The 17,954-nt window shown below is 53.4% G+C and carries 21 protein-coding genes and 1 tRNA gene; 8 read left to right on the top strand and 14 right to left on the bottom strand.

Going from position 1 to position 17,954, the window contains the following annotated elements:
- Positions 1-26: 26 nt before the first annotated feature.
- The 5 genes from PanJK_RS04610 to PanJK_RS04590 all read right to left on the bottom strand — a co-directional run bounded on the left by PanJK_RS04610 (position 27) and on the right by PanJK_RS04590 (position 2,303).
- Positions 27-206 (bottom strand): YodC family protein, encoded by a 180-nt coding sequence (locus PanJK_RS04610; RefSeq protein WP_256696754.1) that lies wholly within the window; start codon positions 204-206, stop codon positions 27-29.
- Positions 207-388: 182 nt separating this feature from the next.
- Entirely contained in the window at positions 389-523 is a 135-nt protein-coding gene (locus PanJK_RS04605; RefSeq protein ID WP_255253243.1) for a hypothetical protein, read from the bottom strand.
- Positions 524-567: 44 nt separating this feature from the next.
- A complete protein-coding gene (locus PanJK_RS04600) occupies positions 568-1,470 on the bottom strand; it encodes a DUF808 domain-containing protein (RefSeq protein WP_265297538.1) in 903 nt (300 codons plus the stop codon).
- Between the two features lie 14 nt (positions 1,471-1,484).
- On the bottom strand, positions 1,485-1,757 hold the full coding sequence (locus PanJK_RS04595) for a hypothetical protein (protein WP_008105433.1): 273 nt from the start codon (positions 1,755-1,757) through the stop codon (positions 1,485-1,487).
- 69 nt (positions 1,758-1,826) lie between these two features.
- Positions 1,827-2,303, bottom strand: a complete 477-nt coding sequence (locus tag PanJK_RS04590; RefSeq protein WP_265297535.1) for a very short patch repair endonuclease — start codon at positions 2,301-2,303, stop codon at positions 1,827-1,829.
- A 128-nt stretch (positions 2,304-2,431) separates the two neighbouring features.
- On the opposite strand from PanJK_RS04590, the gene dcm reads away from it, so the two are divergent.
- Complete coding sequence (gene dcm / locus PanJK_RS04585; RefSeq protein ID WP_265297532.1) at positions 2,432-3,823, top strand: DNA (cytosine-5-)-methyltransferase; 1,392 nt, start codon at positions 2,432-2,434, stop codon at positions 3,821-3,823.
- Between the two features lie 124 nt (positions 3,824-3,947).
- Positions 3,948-5,540: a methyl-accepting chemotaxis protein gene (locus PanJK_RS04580; RefSeq protein WP_265297530.1), complete on the top strand. Its 1,593-nt coding sequence runs from the start codon at positions 3,948-3,950 to the stop codon at positions 5,538-5,540.
- Between the two features lie 41 nt (positions 5,541-5,581).
- Here the strand turns inward: PanJK_RS04580 and PanJK_RS04575 are convergent, their stop codons facing one another.
- Complete coding sequence (locus PanJK_RS04575) at positions 5,582-5,830, bottom strand: hypothetical protein (RefSeq protein ID WP_256696759.1); 249 nt, start codon at positions 5,828-5,830, stop codon at positions 5,582-5,584.
- A gap of 76 nt (positions 5,831-5,906) precedes the next feature.
- Positions 5,907-6,605 (bottom strand): phosphohydrolase, encoded by a 699-nt coding sequence (locus tag PanJK_RS04570; RefSeq protein WP_154157376.1) that lies wholly within the window; start codon positions 6,603-6,605, stop codon positions 5,907-5,909.
- A gap of 569 nt (positions 6,606-7,174) precedes the next feature.
- On the opposite strand from PanJK_RS04570, the gene PanJK_RS04565 reads away from it, so the two are divergent.
- The 6 genes from PanJK_RS04565 (at position 7,175) to PanJK_RS04540 (ending at position 10,934) form a co-directional block, all read left to right on the top strand.
- Complete coding sequence (locus PanJK_RS04565; RefSeq protein ID WP_008105447.1) at positions 7,175-7,849, top strand: hypothetical protein; 675 nt, start codon at positions 7,175-7,177, stop codon at positions 7,847-7,849.
- 202 nt (positions 7,850-8,051) lie between these two features.
- Complete coding sequence (gene mtfA / locus PanJK_RS04560) at positions 8,052-8,828, top strand: DgsA anti-repressor MtfA (RefSeq protein WP_265297526.1); 777 nt, start codon at positions 8,052-8,054, stop codon at positions 8,826-8,828.
- Positions 8,829-8,931: 103 nt separating this feature from the next.
- Positions 8,932-9,007: transfer RNA gene (locus tag PanJK_RS04555), tRNA-Asn, on the top strand.
- Between the two features lie 282 nt (positions 9,008-9,289).
- Positions 9,290-9,622, top strand: a complete 333-nt coding sequence (locus PanJK_RS04550) for an XRE family transcriptional regulator (protein WP_265297523.1) — start codon at positions 9,290-9,292, stop codon at positions 9,620-9,622.
- Positions 9,607-9,918, top strand: a complete 312-nt coding sequence (locus PanJK_RS04545; RefSeq protein ID WP_265297521.1) for a HipA N-terminal domain-containing protein — start codon at positions 9,607-9,609, stop codon at positions 9,916-9,918. The genes PanJK_RS04550 and PanJK_RS04545 overlap by 16 nt, the downstream gene beginning before the upstream one ends.
- Positions 9,915-10,934, top strand: a complete 1,020-nt coding sequence (locus PanJK_RS04540) for a HipA domain-containing protein (RefSeq protein ID WP_265297519.1) — start codon at positions 9,915-9,917, stop codon at positions 10,932-10,934. Before PanJK_RS04545 ends, PanJK_RS04540 begins: the two co-directional genes overlap by 4 nt.
- Before the next feature lie 117 nt (positions 10,935-11,051).
- Here the strand turns inward: PanJK_RS04540 and PanJK_RS04535 are convergent, their stop codons facing one another.
- The 7 genes from PanJK_RS04535 to PanJK_RS04505 all read right to left on the bottom strand — a co-directional run bounded on the left by PanJK_RS04535 (position 11,052) and on the right by PanJK_RS04505 (position 17,902).
- Complete coding sequence (locus PanJK_RS04535) at positions 11,052-11,219, bottom strand: hypothetical protein (protein WP_256696765.1); 168 nt, start codon at positions 11,217-11,219, stop codon at positions 11,052-11,054.
- Positions 11,220-11,355: 136 nt separating this feature from the next.
- Positions 11,356-12,768 (bottom strand): EmmdR/YeeO family multidrug/toxin efflux MATE transporter, encoded by a 1,413-nt coding sequence (locus tag PanJK_RS04530; RefSeq protein ID WP_265297516.1) that lies wholly within the window; start codon positions 12,766-12,768, stop codon positions 11,356-11,358.
- Positions 12,769-12,888: 120 nt separating this feature from the next.
- A complete protein-coding gene (locus tag PanJK_RS04525; protein WP_256696767.1) occupies positions 12,889-13,638 on the bottom strand; it encodes an ABC transporter ATP-binding protein in 750 nt (249 codons plus the stop codon).
- Entirely contained in the window at positions 13,631-14,506 is an 876-nt protein-coding gene (locus PanJK_RS04520) for an ABC transporter ATP-binding protein (RefSeq protein ID WP_265297511.1), read from the bottom strand. Before PanJK_RS04520 ends, PanJK_RS04525 begins: the two co-directional genes overlap by 8 nt.
- Positions 14,499-15,779, bottom strand: coding sequence for a high-affinity branched-chain amino acid ABC transporter permease LivM (livM, locus tag PanJK_RS04515; protein WP_265297509.1), 1,281 nt, complete (start codon positions 15,777-15,779; stop codon positions 14,499-14,501). The genes PanJK_RS04520 and livM overlap by 8 nt, the downstream gene beginning before the upstream one ends.
- Positions 15,780-15,789: 10 nt before the next feature.
- Positions 15,790-16,704 carry an ABC transporter permease subunit gene (locus tag PanJK_RS04510; protein WP_265297506.1) on the bottom strand — a complete coding sequence of 305 codons (915 nt, stop codon included), beginning with the start codon at positions 16,702-16,704 and terminating at the stop codon, positions 15,790-15,792.
- 82 nt (positions 16,705-16,786) lie between these two features.
- Entirely contained in the window at positions 16,787-17,902 is a 1,116-nt protein-coding gene (locus PanJK_RS04505; RefSeq protein ID WP_265297504.1) for a branched-chain amino acid ABC transporter substrate-binding protein, read from the bottom strand.
- Between the last annotated feature and the right edge of the window lie 52 nt (positions 17,903-17,954).

Below are 17,954 nucleotides of genomic sequence, written 5' to 3'. Positions count from 1 at the left end.
GACGACTGGCATCGTCCCGAATGTGTTTAACTGGCCAGCTGTTGCGCGCTCGATAAGTGACAGAGTTCGTCACTGTGGAACGCCTCACGTCGCACGCTGAAACCATCATACCAACGACACTCTACCATTCCGCTGGCATAGCCGGTGACCACCATGGTGGGTCCGCCCTGTTTGTGCTGAACTTCGTCACTGATTGCAAAGATCATACCGCACCTCCCTCTTTCATCGTTAAATGACCGAATTTAGGTATAGCAGCTGTGACCGATTTTTTCCTATACGATAAATCTATTAGTTCTACTTAATCAGAATAAGCAGTTAAAAACTCTGCAAATAAAAAAAGCCGACAAGATTTATTGTCGGCTTTGATAGCACTTCCCGAACAGGAAAATTAGATTTTGCAGCCTTCGCAGTCCGCTTCGTCGCTGATATCAGCCGGGACTTCGTTGGCTTTCTCTGCCGCTTTGGCTTCAGCCTGTTCCAGCTGTGCATCGATATCAAATTCAAACATATCGTCGTTCATCATCGTTCTCCTGACCGTGATTAGAAATTTACAGCGCTTTATAACTGCTAGCCGCGCAGCTTAGCAATCAGATTTACGCCCAACAGCACGATCGACCCAATGATAAAGCCGATCACCAGATTGGCGCCGTTGGTCAGCAGTGCCGAGACCACACCGTTGAATCCGGCGCTGTATTCGTTGATGGCGTGATGTAACGGCGTAATGCCGTGCACCACAATGCCGCCACCGACCAAGAACATCGCGAGGGTACCGACCAGCGTTAAGGCTTTCATTAACCATGGCGCAAAGGCAAGCAATACGCCGCCAATCGCCTGCGCGACGGTGGAGGATTTCTCTTTGAGCCAGAATCCCAAATCATCGATTTTGACAATCATCGCCACGATGCCGTACACGCCGATGGTCACCAGAATAGCGACGCCCGCCAGAATCAACACCTGATTCAGCAGCGGCGCCTCTGAAACTATGCCCAGCGTGATGGCGACAATTTCTGCCGAGAGGATAAAGTCGGTGCGCACCGCGCCTTTAACTTTGTCCTTTTCAAACGCACGCGGATCCTGCTGCGCCAGTTTGTCGAGACGCTGTTGACGCGCTTCTGGACTCTGCTCAGCCTTATCATGATTCAGGCTGTGCAGCACTTTCTCCACGCCCTCGTAGCAGAGATACGCGCCGCCAATCATCAGCAGCGGCGTAATCAACCAGGGCGCAAACGCCGAGATCAATAATGCCAGCGGCACCAGAATGAATTTATTGAGAAAGGAGCCTTTTGCCACGCTCCATACAACCGGCAATTCACGGTTGGCTTTGACACCGCTAACCTGCTGCGCATTCAGCGACAAATCGTCACCCAATACGCCTGCGGTCTTCTTTGCCGCAACTTTGCCCATGACCGAGATATCGTCGAGCAGTGTTGCAATATCATCCAGAAGTGTAAGTAAACTGGTTCCTGCCAAAGTGGTATTCCTTATTATTCCGGTTCGTGATCCTGACAACAGGGGCAACGCTCAATCGCCGTCACTGACATATCGGCGATGCCCGCACAGTCCCATTCAACGCGTAATGGTCCCGTCAGATCCCCGGCGTGCAAATACTTGCTCACCGGACTTTCCGTCATGCCGCTGATCTCTTCGGTAGCAACCAGTCGATCGCCAAGATAAATGCGCGCAGTGGCTTGGGTTGTCACCATCCGCTCATCGCGGAGTTGATACAGGCGCTTAACGGTAAGTTTGATGCTGCTCATGGCTCATTCCGCGTCCCAGAGAAAAGGGAGATCTAAACTGTTATGGCGGCTAAAAGCAACAATCTCGCACTATTCAACGCGATAGTGATGCAAGCCCTGATGGTCGATTTCGCTGCTGTCGGTTGCCGCCAGCAGCCACTCTTCTAAACGTTCTATCAGCGCGCTGTCCTCCAGCTGCAGTTTGCCGCGCAGCGCGCACTCCCAAACAATCAATACTTTCCAACCTCCTTCGCGCAGTTGTTCGACGTAACGCCGGTCGCGCTCAACGTTACTGTTTATTTTGCCGCTCCAAAATTCGGTACGCGTGGCGGGCATCTTGAATAAGTAGCAGTGATGACGATGCCAGAAGCAACCGTGAACAAAGATTATCGCTTTCTCGGCGGGCAGGACAAAATCCGGGCGGCCCGGTAGCGCTTTATCCTGCACGCGATAGCTGAAGCCGCGATCTTTGAGAATCAACGCGATACGCTGTTCAATCGCGGTATCCTGATTGCGAATGGCGCGCATGTTTTTGCTGCGAATGGCTTGCGAGTGAACGTCTGCCATAGCGTCTCCTTGTTTTAGCGCTTCTTCAACTTTAGCGGCTTAGGGCAAAAGTGAAAGCACACCGCACGCCAATTTCCTCGTTGCGTGATGAGTGTTAGCATAGCCGCTTCACTGTTAAGGAAAAACGCATGCTCGCTATCGACCCCGTCTCGCCCTCCCCGTTAACTGCCAATCAGGATGACGCGACGTCGCTGTTACTGCAGGTGCTCGATATCTATGCCGCACGCGATGTGGTTATTACCTTAACCGACGCCGGTGGCCGCGACTGGAGCGTGCCGCGTTTGAATCGCATTCGCGCCGGTAAAAGTGCCGTACCGGCGCTCTCCAGCCGCGAAGTCGCCAGCCTGCAGGCCTTGCTGCCACAGCGTCCGGCGCATTATGACGACGCCAAATTCCAGTTTGTTGATCTGTTTGCCGGTATCGGCGGCATTCGCCGTGGCTTTGAGCAAATTGGCGGCCAGTGCGTGTTCACCAGTGAATGGAATAAAGACGCGGTGCGCACTTACAAAGCCAACCTGTATAGCGATCCGCAGCTGCACCACTTCAACAGTGATATTCGTCTGGTGACGCAGCCGGCAGGCATCAACGATGAGCAGGAAATTTATCAGTATATCGATCGCACCATTCCCGATCATCAGGTGCTGCTGGCCGGTTTTCCTTGCCAGCCCTTCTCGCTGGCGGGCGTGAGCAAGAAGAATGCGCTGGGTCGCGCACACGGTTTTGAGTGCGAAGCGCAAGGCACGTTGTTCTTCGATGTGGCGCGCATTCTCGCCGCGAAAAAGCCACCGTTCTTCGTGCTGGAGAACGTGAAAAACCTCAAGAGCCACGACAAAGGCCGCACCTTCGCCATCATTATGGCCACGCTGGATGAACTTGGTTATGACGTGGCGGATGCCAACGACAGCGGTTTGCCGGATGCCAAGGTTATCGATGCGCGCCATTTTCTGCCGCAGCATCGCGAGCGTATTGTGCTGGTGGGCATTCGTCGCGACACCGGGCTCAGTAATGGCTTTTCGTTGCGTGCCCTGCCCGCGCTCTATCCGCAAAAGGTGCCGTCGCTTTACAGCCTGCTGGAAACCCAGCCGGAAGCGAAATACACGCTGTCACCGACGCTGTGGAATTATCTCTATCAATACGCGAAAAAGCACAAAGCCAAAGGTAACGGCTTCGGCTTTGGCCTTAACGATCCGCGTAATCTAAACATCTGTGTGCGCACCTTATCGGCGCGCTATTACAAAGATGGTTCGGAAATCCTCATCGATCGCGGCTGGGATTACGCGCAAGGCGAAAGCGATTTCCAGCAGGCAGAGAACATGGCGCGTCGCCCGCGTCGTTTAACCCCGCGTGAATGCGCCCGCCTGATGGGTTTTGAAGCGCCGGGAGAAGCTAAACTGCGTATTCCGGTGTCCGATACGCAAGCCTACAAGCAGTTCGGCAACTCGGTGGTGGTGCCGGTATTTGCTGCGGTGGCACAACTGTTATTACCGCTGATTGAACAGCACGCCGCGCAAAAGGCGTAGCTATTCAGGACCACAATTTTATTTAGGGCCGCGCTTTATGCTGTTTTCCGCCTAATCGCGCCCGCTGTCACCAAACTGTCACGCGTGCTGCCAATACTCCTGTTTTATTTTTTGGAGGCGTGTGATGTCACTCCTGTCTGTTATCTCTCTGCCGCTGCGGCTGCGCGCACGGTTATCCCTGAAAATTCCATTGTGGCTCACCAGTTTGCGTAGCCAGTTTTTGCTGTTCATTGTGGTGTTCTGCTCGCTGCAGTTTGCCGGTGTGCTGCTGCTGAATACCCACGTCAATCAGACGCAAACGTCGCTGCAGCAGGCCAATCAACTGCGCGAACGTCTGGCCCTGCTGGATAAAGCGCGTATCGAACTGCTTACCGCCAGCGATAACAGCCATCGCGCCGGTATTTATCTGATGCAGGATCAGCAAAGTGGCTCGGTGGATAGCTGGAAAAGTCTGGCAGCGTCAGCTGATGACTCATTGAAAAAGGCGCAACAACAGTTCGCCGCCTACCACGCCAAAGCGGATAGCCCGCTGGCGCAAGGTTTCGCTATGCTGGCCGAAGGATTGCAGGAGCAGCTAAAAGGATTAGCGGCCAACGACATCAACGCCTTTTTTATGGTGCCGATGCAGGCGTTTCAGCAACAGTTTAATGATGCCTGGTTTAGTGAAATCGAGCAGGCCAATCATCAGCTCAGCAGCGTGAATCAGAACACGCTCAGCACCTTGAAGCTGAGCCGCAATATGTCGCTGATTGTCAGCGCGGTGCTGATGGCGCTGTTAGTGCTGGCCTCCAGCTTGCTGATGCGCGGCGTGCTGTTGCCGCTGCGTCGCGCTAACGCGCAGCTGGAACGGATCGCCACCGGTGATTTGGTCGATGCGCAAAACCATCCGCGTCGCCAATCGCTGGAAACGCGCCAGCTGTTCCAGTCGATTGATGCCATGCGGCGCGGCTTGCAGCAGATTGTGCGCGACATCAACACCGTGGCGGTCAGCGTCGCCGCCGGTGCCGAGGATATGCAGCAGCACAACGAAAAAGTGATGCAGCAACACCAGAAGCAAAATGCCAGCTTTCATCACCTGTCGCAGCGCCTGGATCGCGTTTCGGAAGAGGTGGAGATCGGTGCACAGTTCTCGCAGCAGGCGACGCAGGAAGCGCAATCAGCGGATGCGTTGATGCGCAACTGCGCGGTAGAGGTCGATAAGATGGAAACCCAGATGCAGCAGATTGTCACCGCATCCGATGATATCGCCGGGATTGTGGGCATGCTGGATGACTTGTCGATGCAGACGCGGTTGTTATCGCTGAATGCCGCCATTGAGTCGGCACATGCGGGCGCTTACGGCCGCAGCTTCTCGGTGGTCGCCAAAGAGATGGGCTTGCTCTCGCAGCAAAGCGGGGCTTCCACGCGCCAGATCGATGGCTTGATTCAGCATACGCAGCAGCATGTGCATGATGGCTTCGATAAGGTGAAAGCGCTGGAAGTGCTGTTCGCGCAGATCAGCGCTGCGGTGTCTGGCGTGGTGACGCAACTGAACGAGCTGCAGCAAAACAGTGCCGCGCAGAGCCATCGGGTAAAAAATATTGCGCTGGAAGTGGTGGAGATGAGCAGACAGCTGCAGCAAAACGAAGCGCTGAACGCGCATCAGGTGCAATCGGCGGTGCAATTGCGCGCGTTATCGGACCGCCTGGCGCAGCGCGCGCAGCAGTTCCGTATTTAATCTGCAGGCATAAAAAAACCCGTCAATGACGGGTTTTTCGCTTATTTCTTCTTCTTACTTTTCTTCAGCAGCGCACGAATCTGCTTCAATTCCGCAGCGGAGAGCTGATCTTCCACTGCTTCCTGGGTATCCAGACTATCAATGGCCGGTTGCTCACCCGCATCTAAACTGGCCTGCAAGCGATTAACGATCTCCTGACTCATGGAGATTTGGTTATCTGCGGCTAACTGTTTGATGTGCTCTTTAAGTGCCGGGTCAATTTTAATGGTTAAGTTAACAGTCTCGGTCATTTTCATACTCCCTTTTGATTTACAACAACGTAGCGGAAGCAGCTGAAAGTTAACAGACTGTCATAAAAATTTAATATTACGAGTGTATAGGGCTAAAATCCCTTAACACCGATTCATCAACCGACGTCAGATTGCCCTGCAACTCGGCGCACAGTTTGCCCATGTAGTGCACGAGAAAATCGGCGTTATGTTCGGCCAGCAGGCGTCCGGCTTCGGTTTGCATGGTTTGCGGCAAACCCAGCAGCTTTTTCTGGAAGTGATCCAGCGTCCACTTCACATCATCCAGTTCACGCTCTTTTCCTAACGGATCTTCGCTATCAAACAGCGGACGACCTAGCGCGCCCGCCGTGTAGAAAACCCGCGCCAGGCCGATAGCACCTAATGATTCGAGACGATCGGCGTCCTGCACAATTTTCGCTTCCAGCGTTTGCGGCGCGATACGCGCGCTAAAGCTGTGAGCCTGCACCGCGTGCGCGACGGCATCCAGCAGTTCAAATGGGAAGTCCGGGAAATCCTGCTGCAGAATGCGACGCGTCTCTTCCGCCGCATAGGTTGAGGCTAAATGACGTTCAGGATGGTTTTTCGGCAGGTTAACCACATCGTGAAAGTAGCAGGCGGTCATCACGACCATTGGATCGGCGTCGCTGTGCTGCATGATGCGCTTCGCACTCATCCAGACGCGGCGCAGGTGCGCGATATCGTGGGCTTTGTCGTCGTGCAGCCAATTGAGCTGCAGCCAGTTCTCGTAGCGTTGTTGCCAGTGAGTAAGTGACATCGTGCTTCTCCTGTTATTGCTGTTATCTAAGTTCCTGCGGACATCATAGCGGCCTGGTCATGACACTTTTTTTACATCCTTCCAGGATGTGCAAAGCGTAAAAATGAGATCCCGATCTTGTTATAGCGCTGTTAACGTCACTTGCACAGCAGCCATGACGATTTCGGTATTTCCTTAGTGCGTTTTAGTTAAATAACTCTGTTCAATAGGTTTAATATATTCGCGTCATCAACAAATTTCGCTTAAGCGCTTAATTCCAGTTATCTATGCTGATAAATGGGGCTTCTTAGAGGCAGATCAACACGGCATAATCTGAAAAGGTTCCCATTCTGGCCTTTATAACGTACTGTATCTGGAAAATTTATGACTTCGGATCCTTGCGAAGTCCTTTTCAGCACACATTTTGCTTATGAACCATTTTTAAAATCTAAAATTGCCAGATTTGCCTGATACTAAGGCGACAAATTATTAAGCAAACTGATTCAAACCCATTATGCTAGCTCTCACATCTTCGGATGTTGGGGGATTCTTCGCAGTTTCCGGGTTTGTGACACAATAAGAGGTATGCAATGAAAGAACGGCCGATTCTTTTTTCCGAACAGCGGGTGCGCGCCCTGCTGGTTGGCCAGCAAACGCAGACCCGGCGCATTATGAAAACTCAAGCTTTCGGTCCGGGTCAGGATCACCATGAAGGCGTACACGCGTTTGATGTCAGCGCCAACCATCTGCACGGCTATAAATTGATGTCGATGACCGATGTCAGTTCGCACTGCCCATTTGGTCAGGCGGGTGATGGTTTGTGGGTCCGTGAAACCTGGCGCGGCCCGATTGTGCCGGAAAACTTACTGGCGGATTACGAACGCGATCCCCTGCCGTTCCGCAATGCGGCGTATTGCCAATACCGCGCGGACAGCAATGAGCTGGGGCAGCTGGATGAGAATTTGCAGAATGCCGAGCAGTTTGGCTGGCAGACCGCCATTCACATGCCGCGCTGGGCCAGCCGCATCGATCTGCAAATTACCTCGGTACGTGCCGAGAAGATTCAGGATATCAGTGAAGATGACATCATGGCGGAAGGCGTGCAGACCGATTCGCACTTCCTCAATAACTTCTTCACCATGAATATGAATTCTGAATCGCCGAAAGAAGCCTACCGTAAGGCGTGGCAGAAACAGTACGGCGCCACCAGCTGGGAAGTGAACCCGTGGGTTTGGGTGATCGCGTTTCAACGGGTTGAACGCTAAATAAATGCTGCAAAGCAGGCAAACGTAAGGTCGTCATTCATGACGACCTTTTTAATGTCCTCACCATGACTTTCCCGCTTTGCCACGCTAATCACAGACAAATCCTCGACTAACTGGTTGAATAGCTGGCTTTGATCACGCGCTGGTAATTCCTCCTTTGCCGCGCCAGGATACTGTTTTCGTCTGAAGAGTGAGTGACGCAATGTTCAAATGGCCGTGGCATGCGCAAATAGAGACTTCAGTACTGGCACTTCCCTGGCAGCAGGCGCTGGCGCAGCCGATCTTTTCACTGCTCGATCCTGATGAAAAAACCGCTCTGGTTACGCTGGCACAACGCTTCCTGCAGCAGAAAAAAATTTCGCCGCTGCAAGGCCTGCAGCTCGATGAACTGTTGCTGACACGTCTGGCGTTACTGTTCTGTTTGCCGGTCTTAAAGCTGGGTCTCGAATGGCTCGATGGCTTCCATGAAGTGCTGATCTATCCCGAGCCGTTCAACGTCGACGATCGCTGGGAAGATGGTAACGGTCTGGTACACCACGCGCCGGCAGTGCACGCCGGACAAAGCTGGACGCAAGGTCCAGTGGTGTTAAACGCATTGGATATTCAGGATTCACTCGATCTTTCCGGTTTTAACCTGGTGATCCACGAAGTAGCGCATAAACTCGATGCGCGCGGCAGCGGTTACACCAGCGGCATTCCGGTGATGGCGCTACGTGATGTCGCCAGCTGGGAGAAAGATTTGCAGCTGGCGATGGCAGAAATTGAAGCTGAAGTCGAATTAGTCGGTGAACAGGCGGCAACCATCGATCCCTACGCCGCCAGCGATGCGGCAGAGTGTTTCGCGGTGCTGTCAGAATATTTTTTCAGCGCACCGGATTTACTGGCTAACCGCTTCCCGGTGATGTATCGCCATCTGCAGCAGTTCTATCGTCAGGATCCGCTGGCGCGATTGGCGATGCTAACAGCAGAACCTGCTTAAATCGCGATCGCTTTGTACTAATGCTAGCCAGTTGAATACAAATGTGTTTTAAGCTGTTGACACCTGCAAGGGGCGCCATTAATATTCGCCTCGTTCACACGATTCCTCTGTAGTTCAGTCGGTAGAACGGCGGACTGTTAATCCGTATGTCACTGGTTCGAGTCCAGTCAGAGGAGCCATATTTAGAGAAGCCCGCTTAGGAAACTAAGCGGGCTTTTTGCTTTTCTTATATTCTTTCCTGCCGTTCATTTCTGAAACTTTTGGCATAATTCTGATTATCTGAGGGTAAAAGAATTACCAATCAACCCAAAAGTATCAAAAATGACACTTTGAATCCCTGGACTGCATTTTTTTAGTAGAAATTGCATGAAAAGACGCTAAAGGTTCAAAAATGAACCTTTTAGTATTATATTCAGGCAATGTCTATGCATGCCGCTTAAAAAACCAGGAAAGTGTCATAAATGAACCTTGATGAAATTAGGTCTCTACTTAAAAGCCTCTCTCATGCAGACAAGCAGAAATTGCTCGCTGAGTGGCCACTTGATGTTCAACCTTTCACTGAATTCGCAGCATCCGATAAGCCAATACTGAGCGCCCTTGAGCTTTCATTACTGCCACCCATACTGACCAATGAGTTGAAGCGGCAAAATATCACCTATGAAGAGATGGCGATGCAAATTGGCGTGTCTATCTCAACCTTCAAAAGAATGATCGCCAATCCCGCAGCCGCAAAGGCGATGAATCTTCATGCCTTACTTAAGGAACTCGGAGTAAAAGTATGGCTCGAAAAATAGAGGTGTGGCTCTATGACAAGTCTGTCGGTACCTTGACAGAGGAGGACGCCGGTTTCACTTTCTGTTACCGGCCCAATTATAACGGTCGCGCGATTTCATTAAGTATGCCGGTAAGGCGAGAACCTTATTTTAATGAAGAGCTCCATCCTTTCTTCAAAGGGCTGGCACCAGAAGGTTGGTTGCGTAAACGATATTCTGAAATTCAAAAAATTGATGATAAAGATCTGTTTGGATTACTCATGCAGAACGGTAACGACTTGCTTGGTGCAGTAGTACTCAAGGAGATAACATCATGAATTCAGCATGCTGCCTGATAAATTTAGCTCAACTCAAGGAATCCGAGCTTGATACGAACTATTCCCTTAAAGGCATTAAACATCTGTTTGGTAGTGTAAACGTTGCCCTTAGTTTGCCCTTTACGCGAAGTCAGTTTATTCAGGAATTGCCTGAACGTCAGAAAGGCATGAGTATTTCCGGCTATCAACCGAAGCTTTCGCTGTGTCTGGAAGAGGGGGAACTGCAGGTTGTCAGTAATAACGGCACGTATATTCTTAAACCCTCACCTGAAGCGTACCCACATCTGGCGGAAAATGAGCATGCCACAATGTGCGTCATGCAACGTCTAAGATTTAACGTTCCTCCCTTTGGCTTAATCCCCTTTCAAGCAGAAAAAGGCCGACCAAATGAGTTGGCCTTTGTGATCAAAAGATATGATCGCTTAGAAGACCTAACGCGATTACATCAGGAGCAGTTGGATGGCGCGATGGGACTCGATGATAAATATGGCAAAATTGATAATAAAAAAGCCATCAGTTACGAGAGGGCTGCCAAATTTCTGAATAGCGCAGTCAGCAATAGTTTAAACAGTAAGCGCGACCTTTTTTTACGCATCGTCTATGCCTATGTGCTCGGGAATAATGATTTTCATCTGCGTAATATCGGGATCATACTTCCCGAAGCAGGACCCGCTTACCTGGCACCAGTGTATGATTTTATTAGCGTGGTGCCCTATCCCGCTGCATTCGGCGAGTACTTAGCGCTGCCTCTGCTTGAATGTGAAGAAAATGATGCCGGGAGCGCGCCAGGAATTGATTCAGGCTATGGGGAATATGTCGGTGCGGACTTTATCCTGCTTGCTCAGGGTATGGATATTCAACCCGCGCTGGCCCGCAAATGGTTGGTCGATGTGGTGAAGAGTCACTCGCTGATCATTGCTACCTACGCTGAAAGCCATATGCCTGAAGAACAGCGTAATCTCGTACTTGATTATGTCGCACGCAGAATGACGTTACTGGCCGTGACCGAACTGTAACGCGTCTTTCGCGCGTGATCACAGACATAAAAAAACCCGCTGGCCTAAGAGCGGGTTCTTTATTCATCAGCGCACAGTTCATTCCAGTAGCTGTAGCGGATCACATGGTGCAGGCGCTTATCTCTCATAGTAGCGATACACCGAAGGATGGAACTCAACGCCGTAAAGTTGGCTGATGGGAATCAGCAGGTCGATATGGTTGCTGAGATCGAATTCGCGCTCTTCTGCGGTTCCAGTCTCGCCATTGATCAGTTGGTTAAACCACTGCTGCAAGAGGTGTTTCATTGCCAGCTTCTCCACAAATGATTGAGGCTGACAGTAAACCGCATTCACACATATAACCAAAACGATTAGTTGTGCGCTTCTTTGCCAAATATTGCATATATGCAGGGTCGCCATTAATGGCGACCTGCCCAATGCGTTATCCCCGACTCTTCGCCATCATCTTGCGATAATTGTTCAGCCATTTACCGCTGGTGAGTCGCCACCAGAAGAATACGCCGCGCACCGTCCAGTCGAGGAACATCCCGAGCCACACGCCAATCACGCCCATTCCCAGCACAATCCCGAGGAAATAACCGGCCACCACGCGTGCGCCCCACATGCTGAACATCGACACATACATGGTGTAACGTGCATCGCGCGCGCCTTTCAGGCTGGCGGGCAGCACCCAAGACGCAGTCCAGATCGGCATAAAGGCGGCATTGAGCCAAATCAAATGCTTGGTGACCGAAATTACTTCGGGATCGCGGCTGTAAAACTGCGCAAGCGTGCCGGCGAGCGGCACGGTGATCAACGCCAGCGAACACAATCCGATCATCGCCAGCCAGAACACGTGTTTAATTTGCCGTTCCGCCTGCATCACCTGATTCAGCCCAAGCCTGCGCCCGGTAATAATGGTCGATGCCGATCCCAGCGCGTTACCCGGCAGGTTAATCAGCGAAGCAATTGAGAAGGCAATAAAGTTACCGGCGATTTCATTGGTGCCCATGCCAGCGACAAAAATCTGCGTCAGCAATTTGCCGCCGTTAAACAGCACCGATTCAATACTGGCGGGCACGCCAATGCCCAACACTTCCATCAGAATGTTGCGGTCCCAGCGCCGGAAATAGCTGGCGATGGAGATCTTCAATGCTGGCGTAATACCGCGATACAGCACGTATATCGCCGCTGCCGCACCGATATAGCGCGAGATGGTTAAACCCAATCCGGCACCGACAAAGCCCAGCCCTTCCCAACCCATACAGCCGTAAATCAGCACGCTACTGATCACGATGTTGAGAATGTTCATGCCGCCATTGATCAGCATCGGGATTTTGGTATTACCCGCACCACGCAGCGCGCCACTGCCAATCAGCGCAATCGCCGCAGCAGGATAGCTCCACGCCGAGGTTTGCAAATAGCTCAGCGCCAGCTCTTTCACTTTGGGATCGGCGCTGCCGGCAATCACATCAATGATCAGATGTCCCCAAAACTCGATGGCGATCACCAGCACAAACGCCAGCGCGGTCATCAATCCCAGCGACTGTCGCGTCGCGGCTCGCGCTCGTTTGCCGTTGCGTTTTGCCAGGCTGAACGCCACCACCACCGTGGTGCCGAGATCGATGGCGGCAAAGAAGGAGATGATCACCATGTTAAAGCTATCGGCCAGACCGACGCCCGCCATCGCTTCTTTACCCAGCCAGCTCACCAGGAAGGTACTGAGGACGCCCATCAGCATCACGCACAGGTTTTCGATAAAGATGGGCACGGCTAATGGGGTGATTTCTCGCCAGAACAACGTACGGTAAGAGCGGCGTTTGGAATACCACGCCGTATTTCTGACCGCCCGCATCACTGCTACGCCAGGATTTTGCAAGGGATTACCAAATCACTTTGGAGAGGAAGAAGAGTAATAATGATGATAGGCCACTGACAATTATGCAAAGTGTTTCCCCTCACCATTTAATCATTATTACAAACTTTTTGTCGCCACTACCGCAGGATCGGCTGCGCCCCCCAAATAGGCGCTGCGCACGTCATCATTGTTGAGCAGCTCGGCACCGCTGCCGCTCAGACGAATCTCGCCGTTCACCATCACATAGCCACGATCCGCCAGCTGCAATGCATGGCGGGCATTCTGCTCCACCAGAAACAGCGTCATGCCTTGCTGAGTCAACTCGCGCAGAATGCCAAAGATCTGCTTTACCACAATCGGCGCGAGGCCAAGGCTGGGTTCGTCGAGCAGCAACAACCTGGGTCGACTCATCAGCGCGCGGGCAATTGCCAGCATCTGCTGTTCGCCGCCGGAGAGCGTCATGGCGCGCTGCTTGCGCCGCTCCAGCAGGCGCGGAAACAGCTGATACATGCGATCTTTGTCCTCTTTGACAAACCGCTCGCCGATGGCGATGGTGCCCATTAGCAGGTTCTCTTCCACCGTCATATCAGGAAAGATGCGCCGCCCTTCCGGTGCCTGGGCAATGCCGCTAGCGGCGATGAAGTGGGTCGAGCGCTGGCTGATGGCTTCACCGCGCAACCGAATCTCGCCGCTGGCAATGCGCGGCTGACCAAAGATTGACATCAGCAGCGTGGATTTCCCCGCACCGTTAGCGCCAATCAGCGCCACGGTTTCGCCCTGATTTACCGTCAGCGATACCTGCTTTAGCGCCTGCAAAGGACCGTAAAACACATCGACCTGCTCAAAAGCCAGCATCGGTTCAGCCATGATCGCTCTCCTCTTCTGCGCCGAGATAGGCGGCAATCACTTTGGGATCGTGACGAATTTGCTGCGGCGTGCCTTGGGCAATCACATCGCCATGATCGAGCACTACGATGTGATCGGAAATGCGCATCACCATTGGCATGTCGTGTTCAATCAGCAACACGCTGATGCGATGGTCGGCGCGCAGACGATGCAAAATCGCGCTCAACGCCTCGGTTTCCACCGGATTCAGCCCAGCCGCCGGTTCATCCAGACAAATCAGTTCCGGCCGCGTACACATGGCGCGCGCGATCTCCAGCCGCCGTTGCTGACCGTAAGAGAGCGTACCGGCCAGGCGGTTGGCGCTGGCGACCAAGTCGACGTTCTCCAGCCAGTAGAAAGCGCGATCCAGCGCGCGATTCTCCGCTTCCTGGTAGCCGCGCGTGTTCAGCACGCCCGCCAGCAGCTGACGATTGACCTGCATATGCTGCGCCACTAGCAGGTTCTCAATCACCGACATTTCACGGAACAGCCGAATATTTTGGAACGTACGCGCCAACCCGGCGCGGTTCACCAGATGCGCGCCGCCAAACATTTTGTACCAGAGCCGCGAGCCGAGCCGGCTGGGATTGATCCAGTCGCCCGCATGGATTTTCTGCCCCAGCACCTGAATCACATCGGTCCTGCGCTGGTTGGCGTTGAGCACAATGCGCCCGCCGGTGGCGCGATAAAAACCGGTCAGGCAGTTGAACACCGTGGTTTTACCTGCGCCGTTGGGGCCAATCAGCGAGGTCACTGAACCGCGCTCCACCGCCAGGCTGACATCATTGAGCGCCTTAATGCCACCAAAGCGCATCATCAGATTGTTCACTTGCAGAATGGCATCACTCATGGCGCACTCCTTTTCGCAACGGCACGCCGACGCGTGCGGTGCGCACCAGCCCGCGCGGCCGCCAGATCATCATCAGCACCATTAACATGCCAAACAGCAGCACGCGGTATTCGGCAAAGCTGCGCAGTAGCTCCGGCGCTACCGTCAGCACAAACGCCGCCAGCACCACGCCAAGCGTCGATCCCATGCCGCCGAGCACCACAATGGCAAGAATCAGCGCCGACTCAAAAAAGGTGAACGAGGTAGGATTGACGAAGCCCTGATAGCTGGCGAAAAACACTCCAGCAATGCCCGCCGTTGACGCGCCCAGCATAAAGGCCGAAAGCTTAACCAGCACATGATTGAGCCCCATTGCGCGGCAGGCAATCTCATCTTCACGCAGCGCTTCCCAGGCACGACCAATCGGCATGCGCGTCAGGCGATGCTTGATCCACAGCACCAGCAACACCACCAGAACCAGCACTACGTAGATGAAGATAAACTTCATATTGGGGTTGTAAGTGACATGCAGAAACTCGTGATACGGCACGCCGCCATCGCGCGCGCGACGGGCAAACTCGAGGCCAAAGAAAGTCGGCGACGGCACGGAAACCCCGTTCGGACCGCCAGTGAAGGCTACCCAATTGGTCAGCACCAGACGAATGATTTCACCAAAGCCGAGCGTAACAATCGCCAGATAATCGCCGTGCATACGCAGTACCGGGAACCCAAGCAGCGCACCGGCAAACGCCGCCAGCAGCGCCGCCAGCGGCAGCATGCTCCAGAAACCCAATCCGAGATATTGATAGCCGAGCGCCAGGCCGTAGGCACCGATGGCATAAAAGGCGACGTAGCCGAGATCGAGTAATCCAGCGAGGCCAACCACAATATTCAAGCCCAACCCGAGCAGCACATAAATCAGGCCGAGAATCGCCACCGTCAGCAGGTATTTGCTGGAGAGGAAGGGAAAGACCAGCGCTACGACCAGCAGCAACGGCAATATCCAGCGCAGACGCGAACGATAGCCGGGCTCGCGCACGTAAACACCGTCATCGCTGCTGGCAAACTTGCGCATGATGCGCTGACCAAAAGGTGCGTGCAGAAACACGCTAAACAGTAAGCGCCCCGCCATCACCACCGCCACCAGCAGCGCCACGCGCTGGGGCGACAGCTTGAAGCTGTAACCGTCGAGCACCACGCCAACAATCGGACCAAACACCACCAGCGCCACCAATCCCGCCAGCAGCGTGTCGAACAGCGCCTGCCGCACAGGACTTTGCGTCATTGCATTCATCGGGGCTTCCTCACACTTTAGCGACCAGCGGCCGTCCCAGCAGTCCTTGCGGGCGGAAGATCAAAATCACCACCAGCAGCGAAAACGAGAACACATCTTTGTAATCAGAATTCACCATGCCAGCGAACTGCGCTTCCGCGACGCCCAGCAATAATCCTCCGAGCATCGCGCCCGGCAATGACCCGATGCCGCCGAGCACCGCCGCAGTAAAGGCTTTGATGCCAATGATAAATCCGGCGTAAAAATCAAAGGTGCCGTAATTCATGGTCACCAGCACGCCAGCCAATCCCGCCATCGCCGCACCAATCACAAACACCAGCGAGATAACGCGATCGGTATTGATACCGAGGATTGAGGCCATACGCCGATCCTGCTGCACCGCGCGGCAAATACGCCCGAGTTTGGTGTACTGGATAATCCAGGTCAGCAGCGCCATGCCGCAAAATGCGGCGATCAGGATGAAGATTTTGGTCCAGGTGATCTGCACCACGCCGCCATCAAACTCCATGCGCAACACGCCGGTGAGCAGTGTAGGGATACCCTGTTGATTCGGTCCCTGACTGAGCTGCACATAGTTCTGCAGAATCAGCGACATCCCGATCGCTGAAATCAGCGGTGCGAGGCGCGTCGAGTTGCGCAGCGGCCGATAGGCGATACGCTCAATCGCCCAGCCGTAAGCCGAAGTGACAATGATGGTGAAGATTAAGGTGCCAAAAATCAGTAGCGGGAAGGAGTGAATGCCGAAAAAGCTGAGTATCGATAAGCCAATGGCACACAGATAGGCGGATATCATATACACCTCGCCGTGGGCGAAGTTGATCATGCCGATGATGCCGTAAACCATGGTGTAACCGATGGCGATCAGACCATACACGGCACCGAGCGTTAAGCCGTTGATCAGTTGCTGTAAGAAGAAGGCGTCCATAATGTCGTCTCGTACTCAATGGGAGCGCACACCTCGCGCTCAATCGCGAATGGCCCCGCACTGCGCGGGGCCGCGTGGCACATTACAGCTGGTGATATTTGCCTTTGTCGTCCCATTGATACACGACGTAATCCGACACCTTGAGATCGCCTTTGCTGTCCCAGGCTTTTTTGCCCATCACGGTATCGACGCTGTTGGCTTTCAGCCAATCACTGGCCTTGGCGTTGTCTTTGCCTGCCGCTTTGTAAGCAGCCGCCAGCGTCTGCACGGAGGCGTAGGCATACAGGGTGTAACCTTCTGGCTCAAATCCGCTGGCGCGGAATTTCTCGATCACCGCTTTGCCATCGGCGATGGTGCGCGGATCGTTGCCGAAGGTCATGTAAACGCCTTTGGTGTATTGCGGACCGCCTGCTGCCGTCACCATCTCTTCAGTCACGATGCAATCACCGGAGAAGAAGGCGGCATTAACGCCCTGCTCACGCATCTGACGCACCAGCGGACCGGCCTCCGGATGACAGCCACCGAAATAGACCACGTCCGGTTTCAGCGCGCCAATTTTGGTTACCAACGCATTGAAATCTTTCTCACCGCGCGACAAGCCTTCATACAAAACTTCTTTCACACCACGCTTTTCAAGCGAGGCTTTGGTGGCATCCGCTAACCCCTGGCCGTAAGTGTCTTTGTCATGAATAATGACCACGTTCTTGGCTTTGAGCTTGTCGATGATGTAATCCGCGGCGATAGCGCCCTGCTGATCATCACGGCCACACATGCGGAACAGGGTTTTCATGCCGCGTTCAGTAATTTTCGGATTGGTTGATCCAGGAGTGATCGCCAGCACGCCGGCTTCATCATAGACTTCCGAGGCGGGCATGGTGGATGAGGAGCAGAAGTGGCCGACCACCGCCATCACCTTGTCCTGATCAACCAGACGGTTAGCGACGGATACCGCCTGTTTCGGTTCACAAGCATCATCGCCCTGCACCAGCACGATTTTCTCGCCATTGATGCCGCCCGCCGCATTGATATCCTCCGCAGCCTGGCTCGCACCTTTCCAGTATTGCGCGCCGTACGTCGCATTAGGCCCAGAGAACGGACCGGCCACACCAATTTTAATATCTGCCTGAGCGTAAAAGGCCACGCTTAAACAACCTGCAATCGCCACCTTCATTGGGTGTTTTATGAATTTCAAAGACATGCTTTCAATCCTCAACGGGTCAGGAACGGAGCCATACCACGGCATGGGAGAA

The organism is Pantoea sp. JK, from assembly GCF_026130245.1.
Classification (GTDB): Bacteria; Pseudomonadota; Gammaproteobacteria; order Enterobacterales; family Enterobacteriaceae; genus Pantoea; species Pantoea trifolii.
Note: the sequence above shows the minus strand (reverse complement) of the source record. Positions and strands in the feature narration are given on the sequence as shown.